Source organism: Duganella sp. S19_KUP01_CR8, assembly GCF_036688705.1.
In the GTDB taxonomy this organism is placed as follows: domain Bacteria; phylum Pseudomonadota; class Gammaproteobacteria; order Burkholderiales; family Burkholderiaceae_D; genus Rugamonas.
The window spans coordinates 26,712-53,616 of the sequence record NZ_JAQQPR010000016.1 but is presented as its reverse complement, the minus strand read 5'-3'; the positions used below and the strand labels follow the sequence as shown (position 1 = coordinate 53,616).

16 protein-coding genes are annotated in these 26,905 nt (G+C 64.0%); 12 read left to right on the top strand and 4 right to left on the bottom strand.

Annotated features, from left to right (window positions below; genetic code table 11):
• The first annotated feature begins 40 nt into the window (after window positions 1–40).
• The 5 genes from clpS (at window position 41) to V6M89_RS17170 (ending at window position 12,187) form a co-directional block, all read left to right on the top strand.
• Complete coding sequence (gene clpS / locus V6M89_RS17190) at window positions 41–343, top strand: ATP-dependent Clp protease adapter ClpS (protein WP_008446470.1); 303 nt, start codon at window positions 41–43, stop codon at window positions 341–343.
• Complete coding sequence (gene clpA / locus V6M89_RS17185; protein WP_116992998.1) at window positions 340–2,646, top strand: ATP-dependent Clp protease ATP-binding subunit ClpA; 2,307 nt, start codon at window positions 340–342, stop codon at window positions 2,644–2,646. Before clpS ends, clpA begins: the two co-directional genes overlap by 4 nt.
• 213 nt (window positions 2,647–2,859) lie before the next feature.
• Window positions 2,860–6,204 (top strand): S41 family peptidase, encoded by a 3,345-nt coding sequence (locus tag V6M89_RS17180; RefSeq protein WP_332854301.1) that lies wholly within the window; start codon window positions 2,860–2,862, stop codon window positions 6,202–6,204.
• Window positions 6,205–6,302: 98 nt separating this feature from the next.
• A complete protein-coding gene (locus tag V6M89_RS17175) occupies window positions 6,303–9,602 on the top strand; it encodes a S41 family peptidase (protein ID WP_332854300.1) in 3,300 nt (1,099 codons plus the stop codon).
• 140 nt (window positions 9,603–9,742) lie between these two features.
• Entirely contained in the window at window positions 9,743–12,187 is a 2,445-nt protein-coding gene (locus V6M89_RS17170; protein WP_332854299.1) for an FtsX-like permease family protein, read from the top strand.
• Between the two features lie 99 nt (window positions 12,188–12,286).
• Here the strand turns inward: V6M89_RS17170 and V6M89_RS17165 are convergent, their stop codons facing one another.
• The 4 genes from V6M89_RS17165 to prpR form a co-directional block, all read right to left on the bottom strand.
• Window positions 12,287–13,015, bottom strand: a complete 729-nt coding sequence (locus tag V6M89_RS17165) for a LytR/AlgR family response regulator transcription factor (RefSeq protein ID WP_332854298.1) — start codon at window positions 13,013–13,015, stop codon at window positions 12,287–12,289.
• Complete coding sequence (locus V6M89_RS17160) at window positions 13,015–14,055, bottom strand: sensor histidine kinase (protein WP_332854297.1); 1,041 nt, start codon at window positions 14,053–14,055, stop codon at window positions 13,015–13,017. The genes V6M89_RS17165 and V6M89_RS17160 overlap by 1 nt, the downstream gene beginning before the upstream one ends.
• A 7-nt stretch (window positions 14,056–14,062) precedes the next feature.
• Window positions 14,063–14,959: an alpha/beta fold hydrolase gene (locus V6M89_RS17155; protein ID WP_332854296.1), complete on the bottom strand. Its 897-nt coding sequence runs from the start codon at window positions 14,957–14,959 to the stop codon at window positions 14,063–14,065.
• Between the two features lie 132 nt (window positions 14,960–15,091).
• Window positions 15,092–16,759: a propionate catabolism operon regulatory protein PrpR gene (prpR, locus tag V6M89_RS17150; protein ID WP_332854295.1), complete on the bottom strand. Its 1,668-nt coding sequence runs from the start codon at window positions 16,757–16,759 to the stop codon at window positions 15,092–15,094.
• A 153-nt stretch (window positions 16,760–16,912) separates the two neighbouring features.
• On the opposite strand from prpR, the gene prpB reads away from it, so the two are divergent.
• From prpB to V6M89_RS17115, 7 genes are all read left to right on the top strand, one after another.
• Window positions 16,913–17,800: a methylisocitrate lyase gene (prpB, locus tag V6M89_RS17145; protein ID WP_116993014.1), complete on the top strand. Its 888-nt coding sequence runs from the start codon at window positions 16,913–16,915 to the stop codon at window positions 17,798–17,800.
• Window positions 17,801–17,910: 110 nt separating this feature from the next.
• Window positions 17,911–19,056, top strand: a complete 1,146-nt coding sequence (prpC, locus tag V6M89_RS17140) for a bifunctional 2-methylcitrate synthase/citrate synthase (RefSeq protein WP_116993016.1) — start codon at window positions 17,911–17,913, stop codon at window positions 19,054–19,056.
• Entirely contained in the window at window positions 19,056–21,653 is a 2,598-nt protein-coding gene (acnD, locus tag V6M89_RS17135) for a Fe/S-dependent 2-methylisocitrate dehydratase AcnD (RefSeq protein ID WP_332854294.1), read from the top strand. The genes prpC and acnD overlap by 1 nt, the downstream gene beginning before the upstream one ends.
• An 83-nt stretch (window positions 21,654–21,736) precedes the next feature.
• The gene (prpF, locus tag V6M89_RS17130) at window positions 21,737–22,927 is read left to right on the top strand and encodes a 2-methylaconitate cis-trans isomerase PrpF (protein WP_332854293.1); all 1,191 of its coding nucleotides are present in this window, start codon (window positions 21,737–21,739) and stop codon (window positions 22,925–22,927) included.
• Window positions 22,928–22,953: 26 nt separating this feature from the next.
• The gene (locus V6M89_RS17125; RefSeq protein ID WP_332854292.1) at window positions 22,954–24,855 is read left to right on the top strand and encodes a propionate--CoA ligase; all 1,902 of its coding nucleotides are present in this window, start codon (window positions 22,954–22,956) and stop codon (window positions 24,853–24,855) included.
• A gap of 66 nt (window positions 24,856–24,921) precedes the next feature.
• Entirely contained in the window at window positions 24,922–25,230 is a 309-nt protein-coding gene (locus V6M89_RS17120; protein ID WP_332854291.1) for a DUF485 domain-containing protein, read from the top strand.
• Window positions 25,227–26,900: a cation acetate symporter gene (locus V6M89_RS17115; RefSeq protein ID WP_332854290.1), complete on the top strand. Its 1,674-nt coding sequence runs from the start codon at window positions 25,227–25,229 to the stop codon at window positions 26,898–26,900. Before V6M89_RS17120 ends, V6M89_RS17115 begins: the two co-directional genes overlap by 4 nt.
• The last annotated feature ends 5 nt before the right edge of the window (window positions 26,901–26,905 follow it).

Below are 26,905 nucleotides of genomic sequence, written 5' to 3'. Positions count from 1 at the left end.
GCACATTGCATCAACCTCGAAAGCATTAGAATATAAGCGTATGGCAACCAAGCATGACACCGAAACCCTCTTGGAGCGGCAAACGCTGAAACCGCCACCTCTGTACCAGGTGGCGTTGCTCAATGATGACTACACGCCGATGGAGTTTGTGGTCGCCATCATCCAGGAGTATTTCAATAAAGACCGTGAAACGGCCACGCAGATAATGCTCAGTGTTCATCGCTACGGCAAAGGAGTGTGCGGCGTGTTCTCAAAAGATATAGCCTGTACCAAAGTGGAGTTCGTTTTAACGCATGCACGCAAGGCGGGGCATCCCCTGCAATGCGTGATGGAGGAAGTATGATTGCGCAGGAATTAGAAGTAAGTTTGCACATGGCGTTTGTCGAAGCTCGGCAGGCACGGCACGAATTCATCACGGTGGAGCACTTGCTGCTGGCCTTGCTTGACAATCCTTCGGCTGCCGAAGTGTTGCGTGCTTGCGCCGTCAACATTGAAGACCTGCGTAAAACGCTGACCAACTTCATCGGCGACAACACGCCGACCGTGCCCGGCACGGGCGAAGTGGACACCCAGCCCACGCTCGGCTTCCAGCGCGTGATCCAGCGCGCCATCATGCACGTGCAGTCCGCCTCCAACGGCAAGAAGGAAGTCACCGGCGCCAACGTGCTGGTGGCCATCTTCGGCGAGAAGGATTCGCACGCGGTCTACTATCTGCACCAGCAGGGCGTGACCCGCCTGGACGTGGTCAACTTCATTTCGCACGGCGTGCGCAAGGACCAGCAGACCGACGCCGCCAAGGCTTCGGAAGGCGTGGAAGAGGGCGCGCCGGGCGGCGAAGGCCAGACCAAGGAAAGCCCGCTCGACCAGTTCACGCAAAACCTGAACAAGGCCGCCGCCGAAGGCAAGATCGATCCGCTGATCGGCCGCGAGGACGAAGTGGATCGCGTGATCCAGATCCTGTGCCGCCGCCGCAAGAACAATCCGCTGCTGGTGGGCGAAGCCGGCGTGGGCAAGACCGCCATCGCCGAAGGCCTGGCCTACCGCATCACCCAGAACGACGTGCCGGAAATCCTGTCGAATGCCGTCGTGTATTCGCTGGACATGGGCGCGCTGCTGGCCGGCACCAAGTACCGCGGCGATTTCGAGCAGCGCCTGAAGGCCGTCCTCAAGCAGTTGAAGGACAACCCGAACGGCATCCTGTTCATCGACGAGATCCACACCATCATCGGCGCCGGCTCGGCCTCGGGCGGCACGCTGGACGCGTCCAACCTGCTCAAGCCAGCCCTGGCCAACGGCCAGCTGAAGTGCATCGGCGCGACCACCTACACCGAGTTCCGCGGCGTGTTTGAAAAAGACCACGCGCTGAGCCGCCGCTTCCAGAAAGTGGACGTCAACGAGCCTACCGTCGAGCAGACCGTGCAGATCCTGCGCGGCCTGAAGTCGCGCTTCGAAGAACACCACGGCGTCAAGTACTCGTCGTCGGCGCTGTCGACCGCGGCGGAACTGGCGGCCCGTTTCATCAACGACCGCCACCTGCCGGACAAGGCCATCGACGTCATCGACGAAGCCGGTGCGGCCCAGCGCATCCTGCCGAAGTCGAAGCAGAAGAAAACCATCGGCAAGACCGAGATCGAGGACATCATCGCCAAGATCGCGCGCATCCCGCCGCAGACCGTCAACCAGGACGACCGCAGCAAGCTGCAGACCATCGACCGCGACCTGCGCAACGTGGTGTTCGGCCAGGATCCTGCGATCGAAGCGCTGGCATCGGCGATCAAGATGGCGCGTGCCGGCCTGGGCAAGACCGACAAGCCGATCGGCTCCTTCCTGTTCTCCGGTCCTACCGGCGTCGGCAAGACCGAGGTGGCGAAGCAGCTGGCCTTCATCCTGGGCATCGAGCTGATTCGTTTCGACATGTCCGAGTACATGGAGCGTCACGCCGTGTCGCGCCTGATCGGCGCGCCGCCGGGCTACGTTGGTTTCGACCAGGGTGGCCTGCTGACCGAAGCCATCACCAAGAAACCGCACGCGGTGCTGCTGCTGGACGAGATTGAAAAAGCCCATCCGGACATTTTCAACATCCTGCTGCAGGTGATGGACCACGGTACGCTGACCGACAACAACGGACGCAAGGCCGACTTCCGCAACGTGATCATCATCATGACCACCAACGCGGGCGCCGAGAGCTTGCAGAAGACCTCGATCGGCTTCACGAATTCCAAGCAGGCAGGCGACGAGATGGCCGACATCAAGCGCATGTTCACACCGGAGTTCCGCAACCGTATCGACGCCACCATCAGCTTCCGCGCGCTGGACGAGGACATCATCCTGCGCGTGGTCGACAAGTTCCTGATGCAGCTGGAAGAGCAGCTGCACGAGAAGAAAGTCGAATCGATCTTCAGCGAGAAACTGCGCAAGTTCCTGGCGAAGAAAGGTTTCGATCCGCTGATGGGCGCACGTCCGATGGCGCGCTTGATTCAGGACATGATCCGCAAGGCGCTGGCCGACGAGCTGCTGTTCGGCCGCCTGGTCACCGGCGGCCGCGTGACGGTCGACCTGGACGACAAGGACCAGGTCAAGCTGGAGTTCCCGGAACCGCCGGACGCCGCACCGACGACGCCACCGGAAACCGTCGAAGTCGAATAAGCCGTCCAGGCTTCATAAAAAACCGCCCACGCAAGTGGCGCGGTTTTTTTTTACCCCGCAGCGCCAAGCGGGGTCAGACCCCGTACGGGGTCTGACCCCTAAGCCGCGCGGCATGCGTATCACTAAAAGCACGCGGGGTTAGAAGCTTTTTTCTTTTAGACCTAAAGCTGTGCCAGAATTGTCGTTCCATTTGACAAACATTGAAACTGTCCCATGATCCTGACTTCTCTGCGCCTTCGTCCCCTCGCCCTGATGTTCCTGTCCGCCGGCCTGCTGTCCGGCACCGCCTCCGCCGCCGACGCCTACTATCGATACCCGGCCATCCGTGGCGACGCCGTGGTCTTCACCGCCGAGGGCGACCTGTGGAAGACCGGCGCCCACGGCGGCGCCGCGCAGCGCCTGACCACCCACCCGGCCGCCGAAATCAACGCCGCCATCTCGCACGACGGCAAATGGATCGCCTTCTCGGCCTCCTACGAAGGCGGGCAGGAAGCCTACGTGATGCCGGTGGCGGGCGGCCTGCCCAAGCGCATCACCTTTGAAAACAGCGCCGTGAATGTGCTGGGCTGGACCGCGCAGGGCGAAGTGCTGGTGACCACGCTCGATAGCAAAGGCCCGTCGCGCAACAACGTCATCGCCGCCGTCAAGCCGGGCGACCTGCAGCGCCGCGTATTCGCCGTGGCCGACGCCAACGACGCGGTGCTCGACGATGCCGGCAAGACGCTGTACTTCACCCGCAACGGCCTGGCCCTGACCAACGACAACGTCAAGCGCTATCGCGGCGGCGCGCATGCGCAACTGTGGCGCTACGACCTGGCCGGCGCCACGGAAGCCACGCCGCTGCTGGCCTCCGACGCCGGCAACAACAAGCGGCCCATGTGGTGGCAGGGCCGCGTCTACTTCATCAGCGACCGTGGCGGCTCCGACAACCTGTGGTCGATGGCGGCCGACGGCGGCGATCCGCGCCAACTGACCAACCACACCGACTGGGACGTGCGCAACGCCGCGCTGGGCGACGGCCGCATCGTCTACCAGCTGGGCGCCGACCTGCACGTGCTGGACCTGGCCGCAGCGAAGGATGAACAGCTGGCCATCAGCCTGGTCTCCGACTTCGACCAGCAGCGCGCGCGCCAGATCCGCTCGCCGCTGGAGAACCTGACCAACGTGCAAATCTCCGGCAAGGACGAACGTCTGGTGCTGACCGCGCGCGGCCGCGTCAGCGTGGCCGGAACCGGCTCGCAGCGCCGTGTCGAGATCGCGGTGCCGGAAGGCGCGCGCGCCCGCGACGCGGTGTTCAGCCACGACGACAAATGGGTCTACGCCATCGTCGACAGCACCGGCGAAAACGAAATCTGGAAATTCGCCGCCGACGGTTCCGGCAAGGGCGAGCAGCTGACCAAGGATGGCAACAACCACCGCTGGCAGCTGTACCCGTCGCCGGACGGCCGCTGGCTGGCCCACACCGACAAGAAGGGCCGCCTGTGGATGCTGGACCTGGCCACCAAGGCCAATACCGTCATCGACGACGGCAGCAAGGTCGGCTCGGACCGGCACGAGGAAATCCTGTGGTCCGGCGACAGCAAGAACCTGGTACTGGTGCGCGCCGCCAGCACCGAGCAGCGCGACCAGATCGGCCTGTACAACCTCGAAGCCAAGCAGCTGGCCTTCGTCACCGGCGACCGCTACAACTCACGCTCACCGGCGTTTTCGCCGGATGGTAAATGGCTGTACTTCCTCTCGGCCCGCAACTTCCAGCTGGCGAATGGCTCGCCTTGGGGCGACCGCAATATGGGACCGGTGTTCGACAAGCGCACCGGCGTGTACGCGCTGGCGCTCCAGCCGGGCAACCGCTTCCCGTTCAAGCCGGACGATGAGCTGAACAAGCCGGGCGACAAGCCGGCCGAAGGCGCGGCCGAGAAAGCCGTCGAGCAGGCCGCCGAGAAGGCGGTGGAAAAAGCCGTGGCCAAGGCCGTGCCGGAGAAAAAATCCGGCAAGGCGCTGCCGGCCATCGTCTACGCCGGCCTGGCGGACCGCCTGTTCGAAGTGCCGCTGGCGGCGGGTAACTACCGCAACCTGCAAATCGACGACAAGCGCCTGTACTTCCTCGACGCCGACGGCAGCGACGGCAAGGCCAACCTGAAAACGCTGGCGATCGCCGCCAACGGTCCGCAGCCGGAAGTCTTCGCCGGGGGCGTGCGCGAATACGATCTGGCCTTCGACAAGAAGCACCTGTACTACCGCAGTTTCGCCGCCAGCGGCGCCGGCGACATGCTGGTGGTGGAGGCGGGCGCCAAGGCGCCGGCGGACGTCTCCAAGGCCAAGGTCAAGGTGGACGACTGGACCTTCACCTCCAACCCGCGCCTGGAATGGACGCAGATGTTCAACGACGCCTGGCGCATGCACCGCGACTTCCTGTACGACGCCAAGATGCGCGGCGTGAACTGGACCGGCGTGCGCGCCAAGTACGCGCCGCTGGTCGAGCGCGTGACCGACCGCGCGGAGCTGAACGACGTGCTGGGCATGATGGTCAGCGAAGTGGGCGCGCTGCACTCGCAGATCGCACCGGGCGAGTTGCGCCGGCCAACGCCGGAAGGTTCGCCGGCCGGCCTGGGAGCGCTGCTCACGCGCAGTGCCGACGGCTACCGCGTCGACCACATCTACCGCAGCGAACCGGAGCTGCCGTCCGAGCGCGGCCCGTTGCTGCAACCGGACGTGGACGTGAAGGAGGGCGACGTCATCACCGCCGTCAACGGCAAACCGGTGCTGGAAGCGCGCGACATCGCCGACCTGCTGCTGAACCAGGCCGACAAGCAGATGCTGCTGCAAGTGAAGCGTAAAGAGGGTGGCGCACGTTCGGTGATCGTCACGCCGGTCAATATGGCGAAGCAGGCCGGCCTGCGCTACAGCGACTGGGAGCAGAGCCGCGCGCGCCAGGTGGAAGCAACATCCAAGGGCCGCATCGGCTACCTGCACCTGCGCGCCATGGGCCCGCGCGACATCGCCTCGTTCGCGCGCGACTTCTACGCCAACGTCAACCGCGAAGGCCTGATCATCGACGTGCGCCGCAACAACGGCGGCAACATCGACAGCTGGGTGATCGAGAAGCTGCTGCGCAAGGCCTGGGCCTTCTGGTCGTCGCCGGGCGCGCTGCCTGCGCCGAACATGCAGAACACCTTCCGCGGCCATCTGGTGGTGCTGGTGGACGAGTACACGTATTCGGACGGCGAGACCTTCGCGGCCGGCGTCAAGGCGCTGGGACTGGCGCCGCTGGTCGGCAAGCGCACGGCGGGCGCCGGCGTCTGGCTCAGCGATAACAACCGCCTGAGCGACAACGGCATGGCACGCGTGGCCGAAAACGGCCAGTTCAACACGGCCGACGGCCAGTGGCTGATCGAAGGCGTGGGCGTGTCGCCGGATGTGGAAGTGGACAACCCGCCGCACGCCACCTATCAAGGCCAGGACCGCCAGCTGGAAGTGGCGCTGGACCTGCTGGACAAGAAGCTGAAGGCGCAGCCGATCAAGGCCTATCAGCCGCAAGCCATCCCTGCGCTCAAATAACGTCTTTCCCGCGAAAGCGGGAATCTATGCTGAGCCAATACGCACGCGTCCTATGGATTCCCGCCTACGCGGGAATGACGGGGCCACGAGGAGACAAAATGAAGCACATGCTATCCACCACAGCCATCGCCGCTGCGTTCACGATCAGCCACGGCGCGCTGGCGCTGCCCAGCACCAGCGACACACGCATGCTGACCGAGCCGGCGTTGTCGGTGCAGCACCTGGCCTTTATCTACGCGGGCGACGTCTGGCTGGCGAACCGCGACGGCTCGTCGCCGCGCCGCCTGACTTCCGATCCGGGCGAGAAATCGAACCCGGTGTTTGCGCCGGACGGCAGATCGATCGCCTACAGCGCGCAGGTCGACGGCAATACCGATGTCTACCTGCTGCCGGTGGAAGGCGGCGTGCCGAAACGGCTGACCTACCATCCCGGCGCGGACGTCGCGCAAGGCTTCACGCCCGACGGCAAGGCGGTGATGTTCACGTCCCCGCGCGCGGCGTTCAACAACCGTTATCGCAAGCTGTTCACGGTGCCGGTTGCCGGCGGCGTGGAGACCGAGCTGGAAGTGCCGAACGCCGCCCGTGCAGGCTGGTCGCCCGACGGCAAGCAGATCGCCTACAACCCGTTCTCGCCGGCCTTCATGCAGTGGAAGCACTATCGCGGCGGCACCAACTCCATCCTGTGGCTGTTCAACCGCGCCGACAAATCGGTGCAGCAGATCCCGCAGCCGGCCACGCACTCGAACGATGTCGATCCGGTGTGGATAGGCGACACCGTCTACTTCCGCTCGGACCGCGACGGAGAATTCAATCTGTACGCCTACGACGTCAAGACCAAGGCCGTGCGCGCATTGACCCGGCATACCGACTTCCCGGTGCTGAACATTACGGCCAATGGCGGCGGCATCGTCTACGAGCAGGCCGGTTATCTGCATGCGCTGGACCTGGCCAGCGGACAGTCGCGCAAGCTGACCATCGGCGTCAACAGCGACCTGGGTGCGTCGCGCCCGCGCTGGGTCAGCGGCGCCAAGTACATTCGCGGTGCTTCCATCTCGCCTTCGGGCGCGCGCGTGGCGTATGAGTTCCGTGGCGAGATCGTCACCATCCCGGCCGACAAGGGCGACGTGCGCAACTTGACGCAAACGCCTGCCGCGCATGAGCGCTCGCCTGCCTGGTCGCCGGACGGCCGCTCCGTCGCCTACTTCTCCGACGAATCGGGAGAGTACGCGCTGCACATCCGCGCCCAGGACGGCAAGGGCGAACCGCGCAAATTCAAACTCACCGGCGCCGGCTTCTACGACAACGCGGTCTGGTCGCCCGACAGCAAAAAGATCGCCTACACCGACAATGCGTGGACGTTGTATGTGATGGACATCGCCTCGGGTACGACCAGGAAGATCGCCAGCGAACCGCTGTATGGCGTGAACAAGACGCTGCGCGCCGCATGGGCGCCAGACTCGCGCTGGATCGCCTACGCGCTCAATTCGATGACCTACACCCGCAGCGCCTACATCTACTCGCTGGAGCAGAACAAGTCGTGGCCGGTGACGGATGGCTTGTCCGACGTCGTCGATCCGGTGTTCGACAAGAGCGGCAAGTATCTGTACTTCTTCGCCTCAACCAACGCCGGGCCTAGCAACAACTGGTTCTCTCAGCAGAACGAAGACAACCGCGTGACCCGCACCGTCTGGATGGCCGTGCTGCGGCGCGACCTGCCGTCGCCATTGATCAAGGAGAGCGACGAGGAGAAGAGCGCTGCTTCATCAGCACCGGCCACCGCCAAGGAAGCGGCCAAGCCGGAAGCGGCCAAGGTCGATCCGAAGACAGGCCGCGACGATCCCAAAGTGACGGTCGCGTCGGTGGCGCCGATCTCGATCGACTTCGACGGCATCGAAACCCGCATCGTCGACCTGCCTATTCCTGCTGCCGCGTTGTCCGAGTTGGGGACGGGCGAAGCAGGGCAGATCTTCTTCCTGCGCGAGAACGACGGCAAGAAAGCCATCCAGCGTTTCGACCTGAAAGACCGCAAGGCCGAAACCCTGCTGGCCGAAGCCGACGAGTACGAAGTCTCCTCCGACGGCAAGAAGATCCTGTACCGGGCCAAGGAAGCCTGGGCCATGGGCAGCGCCACCGCCAAGACGCTGACGCCGGGCGAAGGCAAGATCAAGGTCGAAGCGATCGAGGTGCACGCCGAACCGCGCGCCGAGTGGGCGCAGATCTTCAACGAAGCCTGGCGCATCAACCGCGACTTCTTCTACGACCCCGGCATGCACGGCGCCGACTGGAACAAGATGCGCGCCAAGTACGCGCAGTTCCTGCCCGAGCTGTCCAGCCGTGGCGACCTGAATCGCCTGATCCAGTGGCTGTGCAGCGAGATCGGCGTGGGCCACCATCGCGGTGGAGGAGGCGACTTCTTCACCGACGCCAAGGCGGTGCCGGGCGGCCTGCTGGGCGCGGACTACGAGGTCAGCGACGGCCACTATCGCTTCAAGAAAGTCTACGGCGGCTTGAACTGGAACCCTGCGCTGCGCGCGCCGCTGACCGAGCCTGGCCTGAACGTCAAGGCCGGCGAATACCTGCTGGCGGTGGAAGGGCGTCCGCTGCTGGCGCCGACGAACCTGTACAGCGCCTTCGAGAACACCGCCAACAAGGCCATCGACATCACTGTCGGCCCGAACGCGGACGGCAGCAAATCGCGCACCATCACCGTGGTGCCGGTGGCGACCGAGGATGCCTTGCGCAACCGCGACTGGATCGAAGGGAATATCCGTAAAGTGAACGCGGCCACTGGCGGCAAGGTCGCGTATGTGTATGTGCCGAACACCGCGACCTTGGGCCATACCTACTTCAAGCGCTACTTCTTCCCGCAGGCCGACAAGGACGCCGTCATCATCGACGAGCGTTTCAATGGCGGCGGCAGCGTGGCCGATTACTACCTGGAGATTTTGCAGAAGAAGGAAATCGCCTGGTGGACCATGCGCTACGGCGCCGACATGAAAACCCCGTCGGCCTCGATCCAGGGACCGCGCGCGATGCTGATCGACGAAACCGCCGGCTCGGGCGGCGACCTGCTGCCGTGGATGTTCCGAAAAAACCAAATGGGTCCGTTGATCGGCAAGCGCACCTGGGGTGGCCTGGTCGGCATCCTTGGCTTCCCGACGTTGATGGACGGTGGCGGCATCACCGCGCCCAACCTGGCCTTCTGGACGCGTGACGGCGGCTGGGGCGTGGAAAACGAAGGCGTCGCGCCGGATATCGAGATCGACCAGAATCCGGCCGACGTCATCGCCGGCCGCGATCCTCAGCTGGAAAAGGCGATAGAGGTCATCAAGGCCGAACTGGCGAAGAACCCGCCGGTGCGGCCGGTGCATCCGGCCTTCCCGATCAAGGCCAAGTAAGGCGAAGTGTTCGGAAGTGAACAGCCATAACGTTCACTTCCGAACATTGGCCGCTCGAATGCGGCCGCAGAAGCGCCTGAACCACCGTGGCATGGATGTTGCAAACGCTATGGGTTTTCCCACCACGGATTTTCAATCACATGAAGCTAAGAGACTTTCGCATCGGCTGGCGCGCGCTGGTACAGGAGCCGGCCTACACGCTGGCGGTGGTGCTGGGGCTGGGCGTCGGCCTGGCCGCGTGCTTGCTGCTGCTTGGCTTTGTGCGCTACTCGATGGAGTACGACGCCCATTTTCCGGATGTGGACAGGGTCTATGTCGTCAAGCAGCACTTCAACGTCGATCCAGCTTCGCCCTTGCAGGAAGTGGTACCGATGTTCCTGCGAGAGCCTGCGCTGAAGACGCCAGGCGTCATCGGCGCCGCGGTCTACATCCCGGCGCGGCCGGAGATCACGCCGCTGACTGTGCGGATCAACCGCAGCATCTTCGCGGTGCGCGGGTTGACCGTCATGCCCGGTTTTGCCGAGATGCTTGGACTGCGCGCGGTGCAGGGAAACCTGGCGGATGCGCTGGACAAGCCCGATCGTTTTGTCGTCACCGAGGCCGGCGCGCTGCGCTTGTTCGGCACTGTCAATGCGGTGGGCCGCACGATGCTGGCGGAAGGGAACACCGTGCAGGTAGGCGCCGTGGTGCCTACGCCGCCGGCCAATACGACGATACCGTTCGAGCTGCTTTTCGGCGTCAACTCGGTGGTGGCGGGGGCGGATATCCGCCATGAGATGATGACCGGCGAGCATGGCTGGATGGGCAAGATGCTGTTGCGCGTAAAGCCAGGGGCCTCGCTGCCGGCGATCATCGACAGTTTGCAGAGGGTGGTGGACACGGCGCCGAGCATGCAGAACTTCTCGCCGGAGATGCGCGCCCGCCTGGGCAAGCGCAAGGCGATAGAGCTCACCATGTCGCCGCTGCGCGACGCCTACTTCGACTACAAGATGCAGAACAGTTTCGTGTCGGCGCCCGGCGACCGCGCCAACCCTGTGCTGGTCGCCGGTCTGGCGGCGCTTGCACTGCTGATCCTGACTATGGCGGCGATCAACTACGTCAACCTGAGCATGGTGCGCGTGCTGCGGCGCCAGCGCGAGGTGGCGATGCGCAAGGTGCTCGGCGCCGGCGTGGGGCAGCTCATGCTGCTGTTCCTGTTCGAATCGCTGCTGGTGGCGATGACGGCCACTGCGCTTGGGCTGATGCTGGCGTGGCTGGCGCTGCCGGTCTTCTCGCAGCTGGTCAATCGCCAGCTGGACGGCTTGTTCTCATTGCAGAATATCGTCGCCGCGTTTGGCCTGGGCGGCGTGCTGGGTGTGCTGACGGCGATCTACCCGGCATGGGTCGCGCTGCGCGTGCATCCGACGCAGGTGCTGGCCGGCCGTCCCGACACGGAATCCCGCGCCAGCATGCAATGGCGGCGCGCGTTGACGGTGTTGCAGGTGTCGGTCGCGATGGGTTTCGCCAGTGTGACGATCGCCGTGGCGTGGCAGACCCATTATGCAATGCGCGCCTCGCCCGGCTTCGATCCGATGCCGTTCGTGATTGTCGATATGCCGGAACGGGTCAAGGACAGCGAGAAGGCGCGGCGTTTTTACTCGACACTGGCGGCGCAGCCTGGCGTGGCCGGTGTGGCGATAACGGAAGATCCGGTGGGCCGGCTCGATTGGGCTTGGACCCATGACATGACGCGTCCCGGTGGGCAGAGCGCGGGGATGGAAATGAAATCGGTCAGCGCGAATTTCTTCGAGCTTTACGGCATCGCGCCGCTGGCCGGGCGCTTGTTCCAGGCTGCTGTGGACAAGGAGGATGACCGGGTGCCGGTGGTGCTGAACGCGGTCGCGGCGCGCGAGCTGGGTTTTGCCAGCGCCGAGGAGGCAATTGGTCAGACCTTGCTGTTCAAGGGGTTTGAAAATAAGGTGATCTCCAAACGCATCGTCGGCATCGCTCCTGATTTGAGATTCCATTCGCTGCGCGATAAACCTATCGCGACCGCCTACGAGCTGTGGACTGCGGGGACGGTGTTGAGCGTGCGCGCATCTGCCGATCCGGCGTCCGTCGAGCGCAGCGTGCAGGCGTTGTGGCCCAGCTTTTTTCCTGACGCTCTCCCCAAGATCGTCCGCGCCAGCGATGTACTGGCTGCCAATTATGCCGACGATGCGCGCCTGGCCAAGCTGATGTCGGTCGCCACAGGGATCGCGCTGGCGATCGCCGCCTTCGGCACGTATGTGCTGTCGGCGAACACGGTGCAGCGGCGCGCCAGGGAGATCGTCATGCGCAAGCTGCACGGCGCGCGCAGCGCCGACATCGGCCTGCTGGTGGTACGGGAAATCGGCGCGCTGGTGCTGGCGGCGGCGGTGATCGCCTTGCCGATCGCGGTGATCGCGATTCGCCGCTACCTGTCGCGCTATGTCGAACACGCGCCGATAGGCTACTGGACCTTGCTGTTCGCCCTGACGCTGACGCTGGTCATCGCGTTGATCGCCATCGCCCGCCACACCTGGATCGCCATGCGCATGGTGCCGGCCGAAGCGCTACGAACCTGAACGAACGCCGGGGTCAAGTCTGACATTCGGACACGGGCTCAACCCTAGCCTGCGCTACGGTTGAGCCCGTGTCCGAATGTCAGACTTGATCCCGGATTTTTAGAGGCTGGCGAGGCTTTTGAATTGGGCGGCGCGGCGGCGGGAGACTTCTACTTCGAGGTCGTCGCGCAGCAGCAGATCGAGGCCGCCGGCGTCGTTGGGCGTGACCTGGTCGACGTAGTCCAGGTTGACGATGTGGCGGCGGCTGGCGCGGAAGAAGCGTTGCGGATCCAGCCGCTCTTCCAGCTGGTTCAAGGAGCGCAGCATCAGCGGCTTGTGGTCGTCGAAGTACACGCGCGTGTAGTTGCCGTCCGATTCGAACAGCCGCACATCCTGCAAGCCGACAAACCAGCATCGCTCGCCATCCTTGATGAACAGCTTCTTGGCCGCCGTCGGCGCCACGGCCGGTATGCCAGCCGCCGCGTAGGCCAGCGCGCGGCTGTGGCGCAATGAACAGCGCTGCAATGCCGCCGCCATGCGCGCGGCCTGGATCGGCTTCTGCAGATAGTCCAACGCATTGACTTCGAACGCCTGCAAGGCATACTGGTCGAAGGCCGTGGTGAAGATCACCTCCGGCGCTTCCTCCAGCGCGGCCAGCATGTCGAAGCCGCTACCGCCAGGCATCTGCACGTCGAGGAACACCAGGTCCGGCTTGAGCGCGGTGATCTGCTGGATGCCATCGGCCGCGTTGACGGCCTCGCCGACGATTTCCACTTCAGGGTGCGCCGCCAGCAAACGGCGCAGCTCTGCGCGCGCCAGGCGCTCGTCGTCGATCAGCAATGCGCGCATCAGGCGGCCTCCGGTAAAGTCATCGTGGCGCGTACCCAGCCACTGTTTTCAGTCAGATCCAGGCTGGCGTTGGCTCCCAACGCCAGCGCCAGGCGCTTGCGGGTGTTGACCAGGCCAACCTTGGTGGAATTTGCAAACGGCAGGATCGCGCCCAGGTTGGCGATCTCGATATGGATCTTGCCATCGTCCAGGCGCTGCGCGCGGATACGGATCTCGCTGCCGGTGGGGCTGGTCTCGACACCGTACTTGACGGCGTTTTCCACCAGCGTCTGCAAGGCCATCGGCGGTATGCGCACCTGCTCCAGTCCCAGTCCGATTTCCACGCTGACCCGCATGCGTTCCTCGAAGCGGATTTTTTCAATCGCCAGATAGGCCTGCACGGCTTCGATTTCAGCCGCCAGCGGCACCGTGTCGTGCTGGCCCGATTGCAGCGCGTAGCGCATCACGCTGGCCAACTGGTCGATCATCTGCGCCGCTGAGTCCTGGTCTTCGTAAATCAGGGCGCGCACGCTGTTCATGCTGTTGAAGAAAAAATGCGGATTGACCTGCGCCTGCAAGGCGCGCAGCTCGGCGTCCTTGGCGCTGATCTCCAGCCGCAGCGCCTCCTGCTCGAAGCGGTTGGCGCGGCGCAGCGACAGCACCGCCATGTAGAAGGTGTTCCACACCAGGTAAACTCCCCACCAGAACATCAGCGCGCCCGGCACCCAGTACACGCCGTGCACTTCGCCGAATGGTTTGATGACCATATAGCCGATTGTCTGCACGCCGGTATGGATAACGCCCAACACCAGGACCGCGACCATGACCATCTTCCAGCTGACGCGCACCCCGTTGCGGATCTGGCGCTTGAGCAGCCGGTGCCAGGTGTCCGAAATGACCAGCCCCGCCGCCACGCCCCAGAATGAGATAGCGATCATGCGGGAGGTGTGGCTGTCGCCCGGCGTCATGGCAATCAGCAGCAGCGGCAGGAACAGCCAGCCTGCCAGCTGGAACAGCCAGTACCAGTTCAGGCGCGCGAGCAGTGGGCGGTCGTTGGTCATGATGGGCTTATTTTAAAAAGTTATCGATGCGATCATACATCCAAGCCGGATCGTCGTACATGATGAAGTGGCGGGCGTTGTCGGCCAGCTCCACTTTGACGTTGGGCAGCTGCTGGTACTGGCTTTTGTACATCTGCTCGAACATCGGCTTGGTGCCGTAGTCCTTGTAGGCGATCCACGCGCCCAGCACCAGCGTTGGCGACTTGATGCGGGCCACTTCCGTGCGCAGGTCTTCACTCATCATCTCGGTCATGGCGTTGATGACCGTGGCGTGGTCGGACAGCTTGCCCCAGCCGGCGGCGCGGTCGATGTCTTCCTGTTTTGTGATCATGGAGCGCAGCGTCTTGATCTGGTTGACGCGGTAGGATTCGGCATCCATGGATTCCATCCGGGCGCGCATGCCGGCGGCCATTTCCTTCATCTGCGGAGCGGTAATGCTGGGCATCTGGATCGCGGCCAGCGCCGGCAGCGTGTCGACGATGACCAGGCGGCCGACTTGTTCAGGATGGTCGGCGGCCAGCTTCAGGCCGAGGAAGCCACCCAGGCTATGGCCGATGACGATGGGACGGTCGAATTTATTGGCGGCGATGTAGTCGCTCAGTTGCTGCTCCACGGCCGGCAGCAGCGGGCCTTCGATGGCGGGCACGCCGGCGAATCCGGCCAGCGTGACGACGTGGCACTGGCGGCTGCCGCAGTAGTGGGCGACCGTGCCGTTCCACACTTCGCCGGACGAGGCCAGGCCGGGTATCAGGATCACTGGCTCGCCCTTGCCGGTCACTTCGACCTTGAAGGCTGGATGGGCGGCGGCTGCGGTGGCGCCGGCGGCGACGGCCGGTGCGGCGGCGTAAGCCAGCGCCAGGCTGGCGGCGATGGTGGCGATACGTTGGGTGAGCGAGCGTGGCATGGTGACCTCCTTGGTTGTGACGTTGTGTCAAATAAGTGAGGCCATGCTATCGAACCGGCATTGCGCCGGCGACGACTACTGGATGAACGGTTTTTTTGAAAGGATGAGCGGTAGGCGGGCAGTACCGCCTGTCTAGCCGGTTTCGGCGCGCAGCTTGCGCCACAGGGTAGTGCGGCTGATGCCGAGGTAGTCGGCGGCGGCGTCGCGGCGGCCGCCAAAGCGGGCCAGCACGTCGGTCACGCTTTCGGCGGATGCGCGGGGCGCCGCGAGCGCCAGTGGCGGCGCGCCGGAGCTGAAGCCGATGGCCTGCGTGCCGGCGCTGTGCAGCGTGGCGGTGTTCGTCGTCAGTTCTGGCGCCACGCTCAGGACGAAGGCCGGCGTCAAGGCCTGCAATGGTTCGGCGGCCAGGAATAGCGCCAGGCGCTCGGTCAGGTTGCGCAGTTCGCGCACATTGCCGGGCCAGTCGTAGCGCTGCAGCAGCGGCGCGCAGGTCGCCATCTCGGCGTGCAGGTTGGGGTGCGGGCGCGCGCCCAGCGAGGCCAGTGCGTTCTTCAGCGACCATTCGGCCAGCGTCATCACGTCTTCCTGCCGCGCACGCAGCGGCGGCAGCGACAGGCGCAGCACCGCCAGCCGGTAGAACAGGTCGGCGCGGAAGCGGCCTTCGCGCACGCGCTGCTCCAGATCGCAGTGGGTGGCGCTGATGATGCGCACGTTGACGGCGATCGGCCGCGTGCCGCCCACCCGCACCACTTCACGTTCCTCCAGCACGCGCAGCAAGCGGGTTTGCAGCGTCAGCGGCATTTCGCCTATCTCGTCGAGGAACAGCGTGCCGCGATTGGCCGCTTCGAACAGGCCCGCGTGGCCGCCGCGCCGCGCGCCGGTGAAGGCGCCTTCCTCGTGGCCGAACAGTTCGGACTCCAGCAGCGATTCCGCAATCGCGCCGCAATTGACGGCGACGAAAGGCCTGTTCTGGCCCAGCGTGCGCGGACTCTCGCGATGGATGGCCTGCGCCACCAGTTCCTTGCCGCAGCCGGTTTCGCCTTGTATCAGCACGGTCGCCGGGGATTTCGCATACAGCACCACGGACTGGCGCAGCGCCTCCATCGCGTCGGAGTCGCCGCGCAGGTCGTTGATGCCGTGCTTGGCGCGCAGCGTGTCCGCCACCACGGCGCCGCGCGTGCGGCTGCGGTTCGATTCGAGTTGTGTCAGCCGCGCCATCTCCAGCGCGTCGTCGAAGGCGTGACGGATCGAGGCGGCCGAGTAGACGAACACGCCGGTCAGTCCCGCTTCCTCGGCCAGGTCGGTAATCAGGCCGGCGCCGACGATGGCCTTGATGCCGGCCGCTTTCAGGTCGTTGATCTGGGCGCGCGCGTCTTCCTCCGTCGCGTAGGTGCGCTGTTCGACGTCGAAGCCGAAGGTACCGGCGAATTCGGCCAGCTCCGGCAAGCGCTCCTGGTAGGTGACGATGCCGATGCGCTCCGACACCCGGCGCGCCCGCGCCAGTGCCTGCATCACGTCGAAGCCGCTGAACTTGGCGATCACCACCGGCACCGATAGCCGGCCTTTCAGATAGGCCGCGTTGGAACCGGCGGCGATGACGGCGTCGCATCGCTCGGTGGCCATGCGCTCGCGGATGTGGCGCGCCGCTTCGTCGAAGCCAAGGTTGATCGGCTCGATGGTGGCCAGGTCGTCGTATTCCAGCGTGATGTCGCGGAACAGGTCATACAGGCGCGAGACGGACACCGTCCAGATGACCGGTTTGTCGTTGATGTCGAAGGGCAGGGGAGTGGAATGGCGCATGTTTCAATTGTAGTTCATCTGTTTCGTTGTTTCAAATTGAAACGCTAGTGAAACGCTTGAAATACGTAAGTTATTGATTTATATAGGGTAGTAATCTGGCACGCCCCTTGCAATAGATACCCCAACTTCACTGCAACATTGAAAGGTCACAACATGAGTCAATACTCCGCAGGCGCCGCTTTCCGCAAAGCCGTCCAAGAAGAATCCCCATTGCAGGTAGTCGGCGCGATCAACGCCAATCACGCCCTGCTGGCCAAGCGCGCCGGCTTCAAGGCGATCTACCTGTCGGGTGGCGGCGTGGCGGCGGGTTCGCTCGGCCTGCCGGACCTGGGCATCTCCAGCCTGGACGACGTGCTGACCGACGTGCGCCGCATCACCGACGTGTGCGACCTGCCGCTGCTGGTCGACGTCGACACCGGCTTCGGCGCCTCCGCCTTCAACGTGGCGCGCACCGTCAAGTCGATGATCAAGTTCGGCGCCGCAGCGATGCACATCGAAGACCAGGTCGGCGCCAAGCGCTGTGGCCACCGTCCGGGCAAGGAGATCGTCTCCAAGCAGGAGATGGTTGACCGCATCGCCGCCGCCGTCGATGCGCGCACCGATGAAAACTTCGTCATCATGGCCCGCACCGATGCGCTGGCCGTCGAAGGCCTGGACGCCGCGATCGAACGCGCCGTCGCCTGCGTGGAAGCCGGCGCGGACATGATCTTCCCGGAAGCGATGATCAGCCTCGATATGTACAAAAAATTCGCCGCCGCCGTCAAGGTGCCGGTGCTGGCCAACATCACCGAATTCGGCTCGACGCCGTTGTTCACCGTGGACGAACTGCGTAGCGCCGATGTGGGCCTGGTGCTGTATCCACTGTCCGCCTTCCGCGCGATGAACAAGGCTGCGGAAAACGTCTACGGCGCGATCCGCCGTGACGGCACGCAGCAAAACGTGGTCGACACCATGCAAACCCGCGCCGAACTGTATGAGCGCATCAACTACCACAGCTTCGAGCAAAAGCTGGATGCCTTGTTCGCCGCACAGAAAAAATAATTGACCACCGCCGTCGTTCCCGCGCAGGCGGGAACCCATAGAACACGTGCATTCACGCTCAGCATGGATTCCCGCCTACGCGGGAATGACGGTATCACTGGAGACTTAGAATGACCGAAGCTACTTTCAAACCAAAAAAATCCGTCGCCCTGTCCGGCGTCACCGCTGGCAATACCGCACTGTGCTCCGTCGGCAAAACCGGCAACGACCTGCACTACCGTGGCTACGACATCCTGGACGTCGCCAGCACCTGCGAGTTCGAGGAAATCGCCTACCTGCTGGTACACGGCAAACTGCCGACCGCCGCCGAACTGAAAGGCTACAAGACCAAACTGCGTTCGCTGCGCGGCCTTCCAGCATCGCTGAAAGCGGCGCTGGAAGCACTGCCAGCATCGGCACACCCGATGGACGTGATGCGCACCGGCGTCTCGGTACTCGGCTGCACGCTGCCGGAAAAGGACGACCATAACGTGCCGGGCGCGCGCGACATCGCCGACCGCCTGATGGCTTCCTTCGGCTCGATGCTGCTGTACTGGTACCACTTCAGCCACAACGGCAAGCGCATCGACGTGGAAACCGACGACGACTCCATCGGCGGCCATTTCCTGCACCTGCTGCACGGCGAGAAGCCATCCGAAAGCTGGGTCCAGGCGATGCATACGTCGCTGATCCTGTACGCGGAACACGAGTTCAACGCCTCCACCTTCACCAGCCGCGTCATCGCCGGCACGGGTTCGGACATCCACTCCGCCATCACCGGCGCGATCGGCGCGCTGCGCGGCCCTAAACACGGCGGCGCCAACGAATTCGCCTTCGAGATCCAGAAGCGCTACGAAAACGCAGACGAAGCCGAAGCGGATATCCGCAACCGCGTCGCCAACAAGGAAGTCGTGATCGGTTTCGGCCATCCGGTGTACACCATCTCCGACCCGCGCAACGTCGTCATCAAGGAAGTGGCGCGCAAGCTGTCGCAGGAAGCCGGCTCGATGAAGATGTTCGACATCGCCGAACGCCTGGAAACCGTCATGTGGGACATCAAGAAGATGTTCCCGAACCTGGACTGGTTCTCGGCCGTGTCGTACCACATGATGGGCGTGCCGACCGCGATGTTCACGCCGCTGTTCGTCATCTCGCGCACGTCCGGCTGGGCCGCGCACATCATCGAGCAGCGCATCGACAACAAGATCATTCGTCCAAGCGCGAACTACGTCGGTCCTGAAGACCTGAAGTTCGTCCCGATCAAGGACCGCAAATAATGAACACCCAATTCCGCAAACCCCTGCCGGGCACCAAGCTCGATTACTTCGACGCGCGCGCCGCTGTCGACGCGATCCAGCCGGGCGCTTGGGCCAAGCTGCCGTACACCTCGCGCGTACTGGCTGAAAACCTGGTGCGCCGCTGCGATCCGGCGACGCTCAACGCCTCGCTGTCGCAGCTGATCGAGCGCAAGCGCGATCTGGACTTCCCATGGTTCCCTGCGCGCGTGGTGTGCCACGACATTCTCGGCCAGACCGCGCTGGTCGACCTGGCCGGCCTGCGCGACGCCATCGCGCTGCAAGGCGGCGATCCCGCGCTGGTCAATCCGGTGGTGCCGACCCAGCTGGTGGTCGACCATTCGCTGGCGGTGGAGTGCGGCGGCTTCGATCCCGATGCCTTCGACAAGAACCGCGCCATCGAAGACCGCCGCAACGAAGACCGTTTCGACTTCATCAACTGGACCAAGAAGGCGTTCAAGAACGTCGACGTGATCCCGCCGGGTAACGGCATCCTGCACCAGATCAATCTGGAACGCATGTCGCCGGTGATACAGTCGGTGGACGGCGTGGCTTTCCCGGATACGCTGGTCGGCACCGACTCGCACACCCCGATGGTCGATGCGCTGGGCGTGATCGCCATCGGCGTCGGTGGCCTGGAAGCGGAGAGCGTGATGCTGGGCCGCGCATCGTGGATGCGCCTGCCGGACATCATCGGTGTCGAATTGACGGGCAAGCCGCAAGCCGGCATCACCGCCACCGACACCGTGCTGGCGCTGACCGAATTCCTGCGCAAGCAGAAGGTCGTATCGTCGTACCTGGAGTTCTTCGGCGAGGGCGCCTCGCACCTGACGCTGGGCGACCGTGCCACCATCTCCAACATGGCGCCGGAATACGGCTCCACCGCCGCGATGTTCTACATCGACGAGCAAACCATCAAATACCTCAAGCTGACCGGCCGCGATGATGAACTGGTCAAGCTGGTGGAGACCTACGCGAAGGAAACCGGCCTGTGGGGCGAAGCCCTGAAGACCGCCGAATACGAGCGCGTGCTGAAGTTCGACCTGTCGTCGGTGGTGCGCACCATCGCCGGCCCGTCGAATCCGCACAACCGCGTGCCGACCTCCGAGCTGGCCGCGCGCGGCATCAGCGGCGTGGTGGAGAACGAGCCTGGCCTGATGCCCGACGGCGCCGTCATCATCGCCGCCATCACCAGCTGCACCAACACCAACAACCCGCGCAACATGGTCGCAGCAGGCCTGCTGGCCCGCAACGCCAACGCGCGCGGCCTGACCCGCAAGCCGTGGGTGAAAAGCTCGCTGGCGCCCGGCTCCAAGACCGTGACGCTGTACCTGGAAGAAGCGGGCCTGATGCCTGAGCTGGAACAGCTGGGCTTCGGCGTGGTCGCCTACGCCTGCACCACCTGCAACGGCATGTCCGGCGCGCTCGATCCGGTGATCCAGAAGGAAGTGATCGACCGCGACCTGTACGCCACCGCTGTGTTGTCGGGTAACCGCAACTTCGATGGCCGTATCCACCCGTACGCCAAGCAGGCCTTCCTGGCTTCGCCGCCGCTGGTGGTGGCCTACGCCATCGCCGGCACGATCCGTTTCGATATCGAGAAGGACGTGCTGGGCATCGACAGCAACGGCCAGCCGGTCACGCTGAAGGATATCTGGCCGACCGACGAAGAGATCGATGCGCTGGTCGCGTCCAGCGTCAAGCCGGCGCAGTTCAACAAGGTCTACATCCCGATGTTCGCCAAGCAGGAAGACGACGGCATCAAAGTGAAGCCGCTGTACGACTGGCGTCCGCAGACCACCTACATCCGCCGTCCGCCGTACTGGGAAGGCGCGCTGGCTGGCGCTCGTCCGCTGAAGGGCATGCTGCCGCTGGCGGTCTTGGGCGATAACATCACCACCGATCACCTGTCGCCGTCGAACGCGATCATGCTCAATAGCGCCGCCGGCGAGTACCTGGCGAAAATGGGCCTGCCGGAAGAGGACTTCAATTCCTACGCCACCCACCGTGGCGACCACCTGACCGCGCAACGCGCCACCTTCGCCAATCCGACGTTGAAGAACGAAATGGTGCGCGATGCCGACGGCAAGGTCAAAGCCGGTTCGCTGGCGCGCGTGGAGCCGGAAGGCAAAGTCACCCGCATGTGGGAAGCCATCGAGACCTACATGGAGCGCAAGCAGTCGCTGATCGTGATCGCCGGCGCCGATTACGGCCAGGGCTCGTCGCGCGACTGGGCGGCCAAGGGCGTGCGCCTGGCGGGCGTTGAAGCGATCGTGGCCGAAGGCTTCGAGCGCATCCACCGCACGAATCTGGTTGGCATGGGCGTGCTGCCGCTGGAGTTCCAGCCTGGCGTGAACCGCCTGACGCTGGCGCTGGACGGCACCGAAAGCTACGACGTGATCGGCGAGCGCACCCCGCGTTCGACGCTGACGCTGGTGGTCAACCGCCGCAACGGCGAGCGCGTGGAAGTGCCGGTGATCTGCCGTCTCGATACGGCGGAAGAAGTGTCGATCTACGAAGCGGGCGGCGTGCTGCAGCGCTTCGCCCAGGACTTTCTTGAATCGGCCAAAGCGGCTTAACCCATGTCATTCCCGCGCAGGCGGGAATCCATACTCAGCATGGACTCCCGCTTTCGCGGGAGTGACGGTAACGGATGAATGTCATGGCACATAAACCTCAAATCAAGATCCCCGCCACGTATATGCGTGGCGGCACCAGCAAGGGCGTGTTCTTCCGCTTGCAGGATCTGCCGGCAGCCGCACAACAGCCGGGCGCCGCGCGCGACGCCTTGCTGTTGCGCGTGATCGGCAGTCCGGACCCATACGGCAAGCAGATCGACGGCATGGGTGGCGCCACCTCCAGCACCAGCAAATCGGTGATCCTGTCCAAAAGCAGCAAGCCGGATCACGATGTCGACTACCTGTTCGGCCAGGTCTCCATCGACAAGGCCTTCGTCGACTGGAGCGGCAACTGCGGTAACCTGTCCGCTGCGGTTGGCGCCTTCGCCATCAGCGGCGGCCTGGTGGACGCCGGCCGCATTCCGCGCGACGGCATGGCTGTGGTGCGCGTATGGCAGGCCAATATCGGCAAGACCATCATCGCCCACGTGCCGATCACCAACGGCGAAGTACAGGAAACCGGCGACTTTGAACTCGACGGCGTCACCTTCCCCGCGGCCGAAGTCCAATTGGAATTCATGGACCCGGCGGCGGAAGAAGAGGGCGCGGGCGGCTCCATGTTCCCGACCGGTCAACTGGTCGACGAGCTGGAAGTACCCGGCGTCGGCACCATGAAGGCGACCATGATCAACGCCGGCATCCCGACCATCTTCGTCAACGCGGAAGATATCGGTTACCTCGGCACCGAGCTGCAGGACGCCATCAACAGCGATCCGAAAGCGCTGGCACGTTTCGAACTGATACGCGCGCACGGTGCGCTGCGCATGGGGCTCATCAACCACATCGACGACGCGGCCACGCGCCAGCACACGCCTAAGGTGGCCTTCGTGGCCAAGCCGGCGCCGTACACCTCGTCCAGCGGCAAGCAGGTCGCCGCCACCGACGTCGACCTGCTGGTGCGGGCCATGTCGATGGGTAAGCTGCACCACGCGATGATGGGCACGGCGGCGGTGGCTATCGGCACCGCTGCGGCGATACCGGGCACGCTGGTGAACCTGGCGGCGGGCGGCGGCGCGCGCGATGCGGTGCGCTTCGGCCACCCATCCGGCACGCTGCGGGTGGGCGCGGAAGCGACGCAGAAAAACGGCGAGTGGAGCGTGACCAAGGCGGTCATGAGCCGCAGCGCCCGCGTGTTGATGGAAGGTTGGGTACGCATCCCCGGCGACACGTTCTAAGCTGAACACACCATAACGGAGGAGACATGAATTACGCTGATTTTTATCAGCGCTCTATCGTCACGCCTGAACAATTCTGGCAGGACGAATCAGCGCTCATCGACTGGAACGCCCCATGCACGAAAGTGCTGGATTACTCCCATCCTCCGTTCGCCAAGTGGTTCGTCGGCGGGCAGACCAACCTGTGCCACAACGCCGTGGACCGCTGGTGTGCCAGCCAGGGCGATCAGCCCGCGCTGATCGCCATCTCCACCGAAACCAATACAGAGCGCAGCTACTCGTTCAACGAACTGCGCACCGAGGTTGAACGTTGCGCCGCGATGATGCTGGCGCTGGGCGTCGGCCGTGGCGACCGCGTGCTGATCTACATGCCGATGATCGCCGAGGCGGCGTTCGCAATGCTGGCCTGCGCCCGCATCGGCGCGATTCATTCCGTGGTATTCGGCGGCTTTGCCGCCAACAGCCTGGCCAGCCGCATCGACGATGCACGGCCGGTGCTGATCATCTCCGCCGATGCCGGCTCGCGCAACGGCAAGGCCATCCCTTATAAACATTTGCTGGACGAGGCGATCGAGCTGTCGTCCGCCAAGCCGGCCAAGGTGCTGCTGGTGGACCGCATGTTGGCGCCGATGGCGCTGGTGGCAGGCCGCGACGAGGACTGGGCCACTCTGCGTGCCGCCCACATGGACGCGCGCGTGCCCGTGACCTGGCTGGAATCGAATGAACCGTCCTACATCCTCTACACCTCCGGTACCACCGGCAAGCCGAAAGGCGTGCAGCGCGACGTCGGCGGTTATGCTGTGGCGCTGGCGTCATCGATGAAGTACAACTTCTGCGGCAAGGCTGGCGAGACCTTCTTCGCCACGTCCGATATCGGCTGGGTGGTCGGTCACTCCTACATCGTCTACGGCCCGCTGATCGCCGGCATGGCAACCATCATGTACGAAGGCTTGCCGATCTGCCCGGATGCTGGCATCTGGTGGAGCATCGTCGAGAAGTACAAGGTCACGCGCATGTTCTCGGCGCCGACAGCGATCCGCGTGCTGCGCAAGCAGCCGCCGGAGTTCATGCGCAAGTATGATCTGTCGTCGCTGCGCGCCTTGTACCTGGCGGGCGAACCGCTCGACGAAACCACTTCGCAATGGATACACGATGAACTGGGCGTACCCATCATCGACAACTACTGGCAGACCGAAACCGGTTGGCCCATCCTGTCGATCGCCAAGGGCGTCGAAGACAATCCGACGCGCCTGGGCAGCCCCGGCGTGGCGATGTACGGCTACAAGGTCAAGCTGCTCAACGAATCGACCGGCGAGGAATGCGCCGCCAACGAGAAGGGCGTGGTGGTGATCGACGGCCCGCTGCCGCCAGGTTGCATGCAGACCGTGTACGGCGACGACCAGCGATTTGTCGATACCTACTGGTCCACCTTCGATGGGCAGCAGGTGTATTCGACCTTCGACTGGGGCGTGCGCGATGAAGACGGCTACTACTTCATCCTCGGCCGCACCGATGATGTGATCAACGTCGCCGGCCATCGTCTCGGCACGCGCGAAATCGAGGAATCGATTTCCAGCCACGCCAACGTTTCAGAGGTGGCGGTGGTGGGCGTGGAGGACAAGCTCAAAGGGCAGGTGGCGGTTGCCTTCGTCATCGTCAAGGACGCAACGCGTACCGCCAACGAAGAGGGCTGTGCGGCGCAGGAGCGCGAAATTCTCGGCGTGGTCGATCATCAACTGGGCGCTGTCGCGCGGCCGTCGCGCGTGTATTTCGTGCCGCAGTTGCCGAAGACCCGCTCCGGAAAATTGTTGCGCCGTTCGATCCAGGCCATCTGCGAAGGACGCAATCCTGGCGACCTGACGGCGATCGAAGATCCGGCTTCGCTCCAGCAGATACAACGGGTTCTGCAAGCCGGTGTGGCGAAATAGTGTGCGCGTAAGGGACCGGTAAGTCTCGCTGTCTATTGTGGATACAAACAACACAGGAGACACGTAATGCATGACGATCTGGTTCAAAAAATAAAACGGGACCCCAACTACCATCAGCTGGTCAGGGTCCGTTCCCGTTTCGGTTGGACGCTGACGGCGGCAATGATGCTGGTTTATTACGGCTACATCCTGCTGATCGCTTTCGACAAGGAACTGCTGGCGTCGAAAACCGGCGCCGGTGTGATGACCTGGGGGATGCCGCTCGGCCTCTTTGTCATCGTGTTCACGGTGCTGGTCACCGGACTGTATGTGCGCCGCGCGAACAAGCAGTTCGACGACCTGACCCACGCGATCCAAGAACGGGTGCGGGCATGAGCGCCGCCCAACGCATGCTGCGCGGGCTTGCCGCGTTGACGCTGCTGGGCGCCAGCGGCGCGGTGCTGGCGGCCGGAGTCGATCTGGGGCAAGCGGTCAAGCAGCCGACCAACTGGACCGCGATCACCATGTTCGGCGCCTTTGTCATCTTCACGCTGTTCGTCACCAAGTGGGCCGCCGCCAAGACCAAATCGGCATCGGACTTCTACACCGCCGGCGGCGGCATCACCGGCTTCCAGAACGGCCTGGCCATCGCCGGCGACTACATGTCGGCGGCGTCCTTCCTCGGCATCTCCGCAGCGGTCTTCCTTAATGGTTACGATGGCCTGATCTACGCTATCGGCTTCCTGGTCGGCTGGCCGGTGATCACCTTCCTGATGGCTGAGCGCCTGCGCAACCTGGGCCGCTTTACCTTTGCCGACGTTGCCGCCTACCGCTTCAAGCAGGCGCCGATCCGTATCTTCTCCGCCTCCGGCACGCTGGTGGTGGTGGCCTTCTACCTGATCGCGCAGATGGTCGGCGCGGGGCAGTTGATCAAACTGCTGTTCGGTCTGGAATACTGGATCGCGGTGGTGCTGGTCGGTTCGCTGATGATGATCTACGTGCTGTTCGGCGGCATGACCGCCACCACCTGGGTGCAGATCATCAAGGCGGTGATGCTGCTGGGCGGCGCCACCTTCATGGCCTTCGTGGTGATGGCGCAGTTTAATTTCAGTCCCGAGGCGCTGTTCGCCAAGTCGGTCGAAATCCACGCCAAGAAGGACGCCATCATGGGCCCTGGCACCTTCATCAAGGACCCTGTGTCGGCGATCTCGTTCGGCATGGCGCTGATGTTCGGCACCGCCGGCCTGCCGCACATCCTGATGCGCTTCTTCACCGTGCCTAGCGCGAAGGAAGCACGCAAGTCGGTGTTCTGGGCCACCAGCTGGATCGCCTACTTCTACGTGCTGACCTTCATCATCGGCTTCGGCGCCATTGTCTTGGTGAGCACCAATCCCGAGTTCAAGGACGCCGCCGGCAAACTGCTGGGCGGGAACAACATGGCGGCGATCCACCTGGCCAAGGCCGTGGGCGGCAATGTCTTCCTCGGCTTTATCTCGGCCGTTGCCTTCGCCACCATCCTGGCGGTGGTGGCCGGCCTGACGCTGTCCGGCGCCTCGGCGGTATCGCACGACCTGTACGCCACCGTGATCATGAAGGGCAAGGCCACTAGCGCCAAGGAACTGCATGTGTCGCGCCTGACCACCGTTGCGCTGGGTGTCGTCGCCGTCGTGCTGGGCATCGTGTTCGAGAAGCAGAACATCGCGTTCATGGTGTCGCTGGCGTTCGCCATCGCCGCCTCGGCCAACTTCCCGGTGCTGTTCATGTCGGTGCTGTGGAAGGATTGCACCACCCGTGGCGCCACCACGGGCGGCTTCATCGGCCTGATCACCGCCGTGGTGCTGACCGTGGTGTCGAAATCGGTCTGGGTCGATGTGCTGGGCCATACCGACGCGCTGTTCCCTTACGCCTCGCCGGCTATCTTCTCGATACCCGCGGCTTTCGCCAGCATCTGGCTGTTCTCTGTGCTCGACAAGAGCCCACGTGCACGCATCGACCGCGCCGGCTACGAGGCGCAGGAGATGCGCTCGGAGACCGGTATCGGCGCCGCGGGAGCCAGCGCGCACTGATGTAA